General features: G+C 58.3%; 10 protein-coding genes. 5 read left to right on the top strand and 5 right to left on the bottom strand.

The window, feature by feature from the left end; genetic code table 11:
* Positions 1-76 (bottom strand): YceI family protein (locus IRZ24_RS19810; protein WP_366914281.1); only part of this gene is annotated, 76 nt, incomplete at its 3' end.
* Between the two features lie 281 nt (positions 77-357).
* Between IRZ24_RS19810 and purU the strand changes: the two genes are divergently transcribed.
* The 4 genes from purU to IRZ24_RS12175 all read left to right on the top strand — a co-directional run bounded on the left by purU (position 358) and on the right by IRZ24_RS12175 (position 3916).
* A complete protein-coding gene (gene purU, locus IRZ24_RS12160) occupies positions 358-1215 on the top strand; it encodes a formyltetrahydrofolate deformylase (RefSeq protein ID WP_297164549.1) in 858 nt (285 codons plus the stop codon).
* Between the two features lie 309 nt (positions 1216-1524).
* A complete protein-coding gene (locus IRZ24_RS12165; protein WP_297164552.1) occupies positions 1525-2055 on the top strand; it encodes a redoxin domain-containing protein in 531 nt (176 codons plus the stop codon).
* Between the two features lie 41 nt (positions 2056-2096).
* Positions 2097-2678, top strand: a complete 582-nt coding sequence (locus tag IRZ24_RS12170; protein WP_297164556.1) for a hypothetical protein — start codon at positions 2097-2099, stop codon at positions 2676-2678.
* Entirely contained in the window at positions 2675-3916 is a 1242-nt protein-coding gene (locus IRZ24_RS12175; protein WP_297164559.1) for a PLP-dependent aspartate aminotransferase family protein, read from the top strand. Before IRZ24_RS12170 ends, IRZ24_RS12175 begins: the two co-directional genes overlap by 4 nt.
* A gap of 77 nt (positions 3917-3993) precedes the next feature.
* On the opposite strand, the gene IRZ24_RS12180 is transcribed toward IRZ24_RS12175, so the two are convergent.
* Positions 3994-5433, bottom strand: coding sequence for an AAA family ATPase (locus IRZ24_RS12180; protein WP_297164562.1), 1440 nt, complete (start codon positions 5431-5433; stop codon positions 3994-3996).
* A 373-nt stretch (positions 5434-5806) separates the two neighbouring features.
* Complete coding sequence (locus tag IRZ24_RS12185; protein ID WP_297164565.1) at positions 5807-6805, bottom strand: BON domain-containing protein; 999 nt, start codon at positions 6803-6805, stop codon at positions 5807-5809.
* A gap of 209 nt (positions 6806-7014) precedes the next feature.
* Between IRZ24_RS12185 and IRZ24_RS12190 the strand changes: the two genes are divergently transcribed.
* Positions 7015-7251: a hypothetical protein gene (locus tag IRZ24_RS12190; RefSeq protein ID WP_297164568.1), complete on the top strand. Its 237-nt coding sequence runs from the start codon at positions 7015-7017 to the stop codon at positions 7249-7251.
* A 40-nt stretch (positions 7252-7291) separates the two neighbouring features.
* Here the strand turns inward: IRZ24_RS12190 and IRZ24_RS12195 are convergent, their stop codons facing one another.
* Together IRZ24_RS12195 and IRZ24_RS12200 are read right to left on the bottom strand one after the other, a co-directional pair.
* Complete coding sequence (locus IRZ24_RS12195) at positions 7292-8680, bottom strand: glycoside hydrolase family 1 protein (RefSeq protein WP_297164571.1); 1389 nt, start codon at positions 8678-8680, stop codon at positions 7292-7294.
* A 188-nt stretch (positions 8681-8868) separates the two neighbouring features.
* Positions 8869-9105, bottom strand: a complete 237-nt coding sequence (locus IRZ24_RS12200) for a hypothetical protein (protein ID WP_297164573.1) — start codon at positions 9103-9105, stop codon at positions 8869-8871.
* Between the last annotated feature and the right edge of the window lie 100 nt (positions 9106-9205).

The raw sequence follows: 9205 nt of genomic DNA on the forward strand, positions 1-9205 counted from the left end.
CCCTCACCGTGCTCACCATCATGTGCCGTACAGCAAAGGCCACACGTGAATGGGCAGGGTCAATCTGCCAGGTCACTTGTCGCTTTCCTCCTTGGCTATGTCTGTGATCTTTGCTAAGATAAAGTTTGATGCTTTACTTATGTAAGTACTATATCACCGCCGACTACTGGCTGTCAAGGGAGGCTTCTTTCCCGTGGGCATTTTGCTCTGTCTGCTTTGCTGCTATACTACTGCAGAGATGCCCGCGACGACGATGAAGCAGAGGGGACTGATGTCAGCGCTGGTCCGACGCCCCTGCGTCTTCTCTCTCGCCGATTTGCTATCCTATTGCTGATGTTCTTTTGGGAAGAGGGGTCTATGCAACAAGATCATGTGATTACGCTTCTGATCTCCTGTCTTGACCGGCCAGGCATTGTGGCGGCTGTCTCGCAATTCATTTTTGAGCACAATGGCAACATCGTTGAGTCAGATCAGTATGCAACGGCGCGCCAAAACGGCACCTTCTTTATGCGTATCAGCTTTTCCGAAGAGGGTTTTCGTCTGAACGAGCGTGAGCTGCTGGCTGCTTTTCAGCCTATTGCCGAGCGCTTCGGCATGCAGTGGAGCGTTCACTACTCGCGCTACCGCAAGCGTGCAGCGATTCTGGTCTCACGGCTGGACCATTGTCTAGTTGACCTGCTCTGGCGTTGGCGTAACGGCGAACTGGTGATTGACATCCCCTGTATTATCAGCAACCATCCTGATCTTGAGCCGCTGGCGCGCATGTATCAGCTCCCCTACTATCACTTTCCTGTCCGTCGTGAGAGCCGCGCTGCAGACCAGCAGCGCATGCTCGAGTTTCTAGAAGGCAAGGTTGACTTTCTGATTCTGGCTCGCTACATGCAGATCCTGGAACCATTCTTTGTACAGGCCTATCCGCAGCGCATTATCAATATTCATCATAGCTTCCTCCCGGCTTTCACTGGGGCGCGCCCCTATGAGCGAGCTTTTGAGCGGGGTGTGAAGATTATCGGAGCCACGGCGCACTACGTTACAGAGGAGCTAGACGAGGGGCCAATTATCGCCCAGGATGTCATTCACTGCAATCATCGCGATAGTGTCGAAGACCTGATCCGCAAGGGGCGCGATGTGGAGCGGCGCGTATTAGCCGAGGCCGTACGTCTCCACAGTGAGGATCGTGTGCTCGTGTACAAGAATCGTACGATTGTTTTCTAGCCAGGAGGCGCCTCCTATGCGATAATCTCTTGAGAGAGATTGTGGCCCGCCGTGCTGAGTCTTCTTCCTTCAAGGAGGTTGCCGCTAGCCCCAGGTCACGAGCAGAGAAGCGCTCTGCTTTCAAGCCATTGGCACTACTACCTGGCGCGCGCTGCAGCTTCTTTCCCTCTTTGCATGAATCAGAGCGGCTGGTCGCCGGCCTCACTGTTTAATTGCCCTGCTCAGGCAGGCCAGAGAGGTTCGTCATCCTGAAGTAGCTGAAGTGAGCCACCTGAGAGGAGAGAGAGCGCACAGAAAGTGGTGAGCGTCATGGCTGAGTTGCTATCATCGTCTACCTCATGCACGCCGCCCAGACTGGCGGTCCAGGCGAAGCTGGGAGCGCGCGAGATGCTGCCGGCTTTCGCTCTTCCTGATCCTCACGGGGTTCTGCGCGGCCCCCATAATTATAAGCAGCGCAATCACTTGCTGTTGCTCATTGTGCGCAGCGTTGAGCTGCCGGCCACGCGTGCTTTCTTGAGGCAATTCGCGGAGGTAGAGCCAACGCTGCGCGAGGAGCAGTGCAGCCTCCTGGCGATCAGTCCGAATCAGATGGCGCAGAACGCCGAGGCTCAGGCCAGTCTGGGATTGCCCTTCCCACTGCTGGCAGATCCCGAGGGACGGGTCATCGCCCGTTTGACACAGTGGGACGCGGGACCGCGCGTGCTTCATCCCAGTCTGCTGCTGGCCGATCGCTATGGTGAACTCTACCAGCAGTGGGTTGGCACTTATGAGCAGGAACTTCCCCCATTCAGCGAGCTGCTGGCGTGTTTGCGCTATCTGAATCGCCTGTGTTGTCCCTAGCTAGCGGCGGACCGGGAAGGTTGAGTGAGAGAGCAATGCGGATGAGCGCTTGGGGCCGGGCTACGATCCTGCTTTTTCTCCTGGGAGCCTGCGGTGGAGGAGCATTCGATGCTTTCTACGTCTCTCAGGGCATCAAGCGCTATAGCCCGCTGGTGTCTGCCGGTCCCACGCTCCTGGGTTTGCCCTGGTGGGCGCCGTTGCTCGCCGGCAGCGCCGCCGTTGTTATCGGTCTTTCTCATCCCCTACTAGATCCTCTCCTGGCTTATTCGAGGACCGCGCGTCGTCTCTCAACGAGCATCGCCGCTCTCGGCTGGCTGTGTCTAGCCTACCTGCTGGGGGCCCTATCACTCGCTCCCATCGCCCGCTTCGGTCTGTTGGGTTTGCTCTACCTCAATTTCTGGCTGCTGGCCGGACGAAGCTGGCAGAACCTCGTTTTTTCCGCCGTGGTGGCGATCACGGGGACGCTGATCGAGATGATCTTGGCGAATGCCGGGATCTTCTCTTTTCCGCAGAACGCCGAGCTACTCGGTGTGCCCGCCTGGCTCCCCTGGCTCTACGCTTGTGCCTCGCTCGCGCTGGGAGACCTGGGGCGGGCTCTCATTTTACTCCAGAGAGGGGGATGACTTTGACAGTTCAGCATTCTTCAGCCGCCTGGAAATTGGAAACGCATCTGGTACAGGATGGCAGGCAGCGCTGGAGTGAAGGGCCTGCTCACGTTTCAACCGTGCAGCCGATCTATGCTAGCACAACCTATCTGCACGGTAACATGGAGCGTCTGGATCAGGCTTTCAGGAGCCCAGCTCCGGGAGAGAAGCGCGCCTATGTCTATGCTCGCCAGGGGAATCCCAATGCCACCCAATTGGAGGAGGTGCTGGCACGCGCTGAAGGGGGTGTAGGCGCTGTGGCTTTCGGTTCCGGTATGGCGGCGATCCATGCAGCCTTGTTGGCCGCCGGTGCGGCGCCAGGCACCAAGATTCTGGCCGCCCAGGATCTCTACGGCCAGACTATCGCCCTGCTGCGCCAGGTCTTTGCCCCCCAGGGCGTGGAAATCGTGCTCTGTGACCTGTGTTGCGCCTCCGCCGCCGAGCGTATCATCAGTGAGCAGCCAGACATTGTCTTCGTTGAGACCATTTCGAATCCGCTGGTGAAGGTGACCGACCTCGATGCTATTAGCGCCGCCGCCCGCGAGGTGGGAGCCGTGACCTTGGTCGATAGCACCTTTACGACCCCTTGCCTGCTCCGACCCATCGAGCATGGCTTTGATCTGGTGATCCATAGCGCCACCAAGTATCTCGGTGGGCATGGCGATAGCACCGGCGGCCTGGTTGTGAGCGCCCGCACGAACCTGCTGCAGTCACTCCGCTCGTACGCCTCCTTGCTTGGCGCAATGCTCAGCCCCTTCGAGTCGTATTTGATCCTGCGCGGCGTGAAGACGTTGGCGCTGCGCATGGCACGTCACTGCGAGAATGCCCTGCGCATCGCTCATTTCTTGCGCGATCATCCAGCAGTGGCTCGCGTCCACTACCCAGGCTTGCCTGAGCATCCGCAGCATGAGCAAGCTCGACGCTTGCTCGCTCCCGGGCGCTTTGGTGGGTTGCTCTCGTTCGAGCTGAAAGCACAGACGCGCGCGGCAGTCTTCCGCTTTATGGATAGCCTGCAGCTCTGTGCCCCCGCTACCTCGCTTGGTGATGTACATACGCTGGTGAGCTATCCGCCTGTCTCGTCGCATCGCGATCTTTCCCACGCAGAATTACAACAGGCCGGCATTACGGAAGGCTGTGTACGCCTCTCAGTGGGGATCGAAGACGCCGAGGATATTATGTACGATCTGGATCAGGCTTTGCAGCAGGCGACAGCTTGAGAGTCACTGCTAGTGTGGAGGAGACCGGGAGAGCACCGCGTGTTAGGGTAGCCCCCGGCTCCTTCCACTTGTCCTCGCTAGCGCTTGCCGAAGTAGCTGCCGCGCCGCTGCGGTGGCGGTGGGGCGAAGCGTTCGCCCTGGGCAGCGGCGGCCCTCCCTTTCAAAATGACCTCATGGGCCCAGAGGAGGTCTTTGGCCAGAACCGCTGTGCGATTGTCCTCCAAGGCGTGCAGGGCGGCAGTCAGGCAGACTTCGCGCAGGTGACTGCCGGGCTGCCCGAGGAGCTGCGAGGCTACGGGCGCATGTTCCTCCTCACGGTAGCTAGCCCCTAGCAGGTGCTGAAGGAAGCGAGCAGCCAGCCTTTCATCCTGGACAAGTCCCAGCTCGATGAGCGCGTCGATACGCCCGGGGCGATCACGAATGCGTGGATCAATCTGCTCTGGGTTATTGCTTGTCGCCAGTAGCAAGGTACCGGCAGGATTATCAGGCGTTGCCACCCCATCGAGCGTATTGAGTATGACCTGCTGCTCTTTCGGATTAGAGACGAACATTTCGAAGTCTTCCACCAGTACCAGCGTCGGTAAGCGGCTGTCAGCCGCCGTCTGCAAAGCCTTCGAAAGCATACCCCAAGCGCTGCTCCCGTTGTAATTGTAGACCGGAGGCGTGACATAGAGCACGCGCCCACCGCGGCGAGCATGATAGGCTCCCTCGGCCTTAAGGAGCGTGGTTTTCCCCGTCCCGGGCGGTCCGATCAGGAGGACTTTGCGGAGACGGGGCACTCCCAGGGTGGCATAGCGCCGCAGAATAGTGGGATCAAAGATGCGTCGCTGGGCTTCCACGAGCGCACGGGTCTCCTCTGGTAAGATCACATCTTTCCATGAACCCTGCCGAATCACCATGACGAGATCCCTCGGGTTCGTCACTGTCCCTACGATCTCAATGCTCCCGCGCCCATGCTGATGGAGGTGCTGCTTGTAGGTCTCCACGAGAAGATCTAGAAAAGCCAGCCACTCATCCTGACGTCCCTGGGGCAAGGCCACGAAAGCAACATTGTCGTTGTCCTCTGTCACATAATAGACAGAAAGTGCCGTCCAGCCGCTGGCGAACTGGTAGAGCTTCCAACCGTGGAGAGAAGCTGGCTGCGTTCCTCGGTCGCCAAGCCAGGCGTGACGTGTCAGGTCAGACTTGAACAGGCATTCAGCCGTATCCGAGACCGTGAGACCCCAGGCGAGGTCAGGGGCCGGCAGTGAATGCCAGCCGCTGAGTTGTCCAAAGCGCGGACGCTTGCGCCTTTGACCAGCCGCCACGAGACGGTCAAGCAGCAGTGGGTGATGTTCATAATGATCAAGATAAGATAGAGAGACAAAAGGAGAACGAAAGATTAGCATGGGACCGGCTAGGTGTAGCTGATGCCAGAGCTTTTCTAGCCCTAGAACAGCAATCTCCTTGCTTTTCAGCTCTCGGCGCCAGCTCAGGGTTGGCTCACCCGACGGTCTATGATCCTGCGACCCAGACAAAGACTCTCCTGGGGGCAATGACTCCCGCTCCTTCATCGCATCTTCCCCCATACGCTTGCATTTCTCTCAGATCAAGCAAGGGCAAGTATATCGTTCCTCTAGCGAGACATCGCTCAGTGAGTGATGTTCTCATCCTAGGGGAAAGTTCTAAAAGAAGCGAGGGATTTCGGCAATCGACGCGGAAGGATTAAACAAGGCCGGCCCGCTGCAGCCTTTGCCACTCGTCCGAAGGCCTTGCCACGCGCGCTTTCCGATCACTCCTGCTTATTCGCCAGGGCATCAGGAGCGGAGAGCGCATGCTGACCTGGGCGAAGCAAAGCGCAAGCGGGCCACGGTTACACTGATGCAGATGCAGTTTCAAGTGAACAGCAGCTTACTTTGTATGACGTACATAGCGTCCGCCCGGTACCAGATCCTCATCTTCGGCACCAGTAGAGGCCATGACCGGTAGGCGCTCAGCCCTGGGATTGACGGTCAAGTCGTTGACGACCTGACGGACGCCCGGCACGGCGCGCGCAATTTCGGCAGCAACACGCTTCTGCTCGGCGCTATGCACAGCCCCACTGAGACGCACAACGCCCAGCCGAGGGTAAACGCCTATGGGTAAGCCACGGGTGCGCGGGTCACGGCCCAAGGCAAGCGCTACCTCACTCGCCAACGTATCATCGGCAACCAGATTGTTTCTGATCTCCAGCAGACCAGGCACTCCCATCACCTGGCGCTCGACCAGGTCGGCGCGCAGAGCACTGGAGATGTTACCGTCAAGATAGAGCACACCATCGAGCACGCGTGCAGAGATGCCACGCATATCTACATGCAGCGGATAGAGATCGAAGAGCACCGCCTCAACCTCACGCTGCAGCTCACGATCGGGCCGATAGGGCGGCAGCCCTTTGAGAGCTTCTGCAGAGAGATTGAGGCGCACCACTCCACTGGCCAGCTCAGCAATTGTGTCCACGCGGAAGAGGGTATCTTGTCCACCAGGGAGATTATGGGCCACCACATAGGCAATCTCGCCGCTGCTGGGCTGGACAGCCAGCAGGAGCAAAGTGCCACGTTGACCAGCAGCCGGCGCCTCGACAAGGCTGCTTCCCGAGAGGTGCACGCCTCCCGCATCAGCGACCGCCACCTGGGCTAGGTTCGCCAGGCTTGTCGTCAGGGTTACGCCGTCGCTGGAAGCCTGGCTAACTTGGTTAAAGGCCAGATAGAGGCGTTTCTTCATAAAGAGGCCCCGGCTGACCCCTACATGGGTAACGCAGCGCCGGGCGGCATCTACAACGACTTCATCCAGTAGACCATATTCTCCATCGGAGCAAAAGACTTTGCTGCCGAAACGGAATTTGAGCAGTTCAGAGATAAGTTCGCTCGTCATCTTGATCTTCCTCGCATACCTTCCCAGTGCCGGCAGCATGCATCATAAGAAACTGGCGAGCTGCCAGCCCTCGCCACAAGAGAGTGTAGCATGGGCTGACGTAACCAGGCAAGGCGCCTGCGTGAGAGCCGACTTTCTGGTAATATGAAAGAGCCGGAAGCAGTCAGCCCTGTTTTCCGGCAGTAAGCCATCTGGGAGGTAAGAGAGTGATGAGTGAACAGCATGAGTGCTATATTGAGCAGTTTCCTCACAGCCTGCCGCATCGCGATCAGGCGGAGCTTCGCCCCTGTGGCCACTACGCCTGTCCACCACACACAATCACCTATTATGGCACCGGTGACGATGAGGAGCTGGTCGGCGATTACTGCTTGGTCTGTTACACGCGTCGCTTCCCACAGCTCTGCCCTGACCCGCTGCTACGCCGCGCCCTCCTCGGCCAGGACTAAGAGGAGGGCCTGCACTTGGGCCTCCGCTGATCTTCGCCAGTCAGGTCAGAACCTGCGTACGCCCTCCCAGGGCGGTGGCAGAACCAAAGATAGTGGTCACGGCCTCGGGTGCATAGCGCTCGACAATGCTTTCCGTGATAGCATTAGCACGACAGATCTCTCCAAACATGCTGGCACTAGGACGCGGACGTCGCTCCTGGGTCTGGGGGTTCAGTTCGACCAAGCCAAAGTGAGCGCCCCAGCCCTCGTTCCATTCGAAGTTATCGACCAGTGTCCAATGAAAATAGCCACGTACGGGCAGTCCCTCACGAATAGCGCGGTGAAGCATGGCCAGATGCTCCAGAATGGCCCGCGGGCGGAGACGATCTTCGCTATCATTGAGGCCATGCTCTGTGACATAGAGTGGCTTGTTGCCCCGGGTACTGCGATAGACCTGATGGAGGACCCGATAGAGGCCTTCGGGATAGATCTCCCCGAAGTAACCAGCCCGTCCGGGGTCCTGCATGAGGGCCCCAGGGCGTGGAAAGCGCCGGCCAAATAGCTCGGCTGGTCGCCCTAAATCGAAACAGACCAGATCGCGGGTATAATAGTTGATTCCGTGATAGTCGCGCGCTCCTGCCGCCCGCGGCACCGCCGGCAAGGCCAGACTCAGTGGCCACGGGAAACGCTGGCCTTCCGCCAATTGCAGAGCCACTCGATTGTAGAATCTATCTTGCAGCGAGGCCACAGCCTGGTCAAGCGGCGACCAAGGGGTTGCCGGGTCTAAAGGACGGTAGTTGAGGCAATAGCCGATTTGTCCTTCTGGCTGCAGTTCACGAATAGCATAGAAGGCTTGCACATGGGCCGCCATCAGATTGCGCAGGACACGCAAGGCGCGCAGGACATCGCGCTCACCCGGCGGAAACTCACCTGTGAGATAACCAAGAAACGCATAGACGTTCGGTTCGTTGATGGTCAACCAGAATGAGCAGAGATCGCGCAGGTGCGCGACAACAAAGCGCACAAAGCGTATAAAATAACTGATGTTCTCCTCACGGGCAAAACCACCCCTTTCGGCAAACCAGAGCGGATCGGTAAAGTGGTGTAGTGTGACGAGGGGCGTCATATGACGCTGACGCAGATCACGCAAGAGGACACGATAGCGTTCCAGGGCACTTTCATCCCAGCGTCCTGCCTCTGGCTCAATGCGGCTCCACTCCAGGCTCAGACGCAGGGCGTTGTTCTCCATCTGCTCAGCTAACTCAAAATCGCGCTCCGCTTGCTGCCACCAGTTGGCGGCTGCTCCACTGCGCTCGCCCGTCAAGGTGCGGCCTTGCTGTTCCCAGCGATACCACTGATTGTTGCAATTGTCACCCTCACACTGGTGAGCCGATGAGGCCGTGCCCCAGAGGAAGCCTTCGGGGAACTGCAGCTTGCGTTCTCTCGTCATGGTCTCTCCTTCGCATACAAGCTTGCCTGGGGAAGGCGCAGCGCAGCAGCGCGGCACCTGTGTTTATTCTAGCCCGCCAGGCTAGTCAGAGCAAGGCCAACCAGCCAAGGCGGGCAGAGATAAGGTCAGTGCCCAACCTGCCCGCCACAGGAGAGACCGATAGACAGCAGAGAGACGCGCCAGCCCCGCTACTCGGGAAGATAGACAGAGACGCGGCCCGTTCCCTGACAATCAGGACATACTTGCGTCTTGAGGGGGTCCAGGTAGCCGAAGCCTCCACACATGTTGCATTCGTCTTCCTCACCGTTGCGCATCCGATCAAGAGTGTCATCCTGGTTGTACATACTTCCTCCTGTCTGGCTAAGATCACAGCGGCTATTGAGATACTTTTCCCCTACCAGAATGGCCTTTTTCTGTCTGACCATCCCCGGTGGTTCTCTAGCAGAGAGTGTACCTATGCTTCATTAAGCGATCAAGTTACTTTTTTCCTATTTTTATGTGATATTTTGGCACACTGTATTACAA

The organism is Thermogemmatispora sp. (assembly GCF_019683755.1).
In the GTDB taxonomy this organism is placed as follows: domain Bacteria; phylum Chloroflexota; class Ktedonobacteria; order Ktedonobacterales; family Ktedonobacteraceae; genus Thermogemmatispora.

Excerpts from the sequence above, each read along its gene's own strand:
- IRZ24_RS12190 (WP_297164568.1), top strand. The coding sequence starts at position 7,015 with ATGAGTGAACAGCATGAGTGCTATATTGAGCAGTTTCCTCACAGCCTG.
- IRZ24_RS12200 (WP_297164573.1), bottom strand. The coding sequence starts at position 9,105 with ATGGTCAGACAGAAAAAGGCCATTCTGGTAGGGGAAAAGTATCTCAAT.
- IRZ24_RS12165 (WP_297164552.1), top strand. The coding sequence starts at position 1,525 with ATGGCTGAGTTGCTATCATCGTCTACCTCATGCACGCCGCCCAGACTG.
- IRZ24_RS12195 (WP_297164571.1), bottom strand. The coding sequence starts at position 8,680 with ATGACGAGAGAACGCAAGCTGCAGTTCCCCGAAGGCTTCCTCTGGGGC.
- IRZ24_RS12185 (WP_297164565.1), bottom strand. The coding sequence starts at position 6,805 with ATGACGAGCGAACTTATCTCTGAACTGCTCAAATTCCGTTTCGGCAGC.
- IRZ24_RS12175 (WP_297164559.1), top strand. The coding sequence starts at position 2,675 with ATGACTTTGACAGTTCAGCATTCTTCAGCCGCCTGGAAATTGGAAACG.
- IRZ24_RS12170 (WP_297164556.1), top strand. The coding sequence starts at position 2,097 with ATGAGCGCTTGGGGCCGGGCTACGATCCTGCTTTTTCTCCTGGGAGCC.
- purU (WP_297164549.1), top strand. The coding sequence starts at position 358 with ATGCAACAAGATCATGTGATTACGCTTCTGATCTCCTGTCTTGACCGG.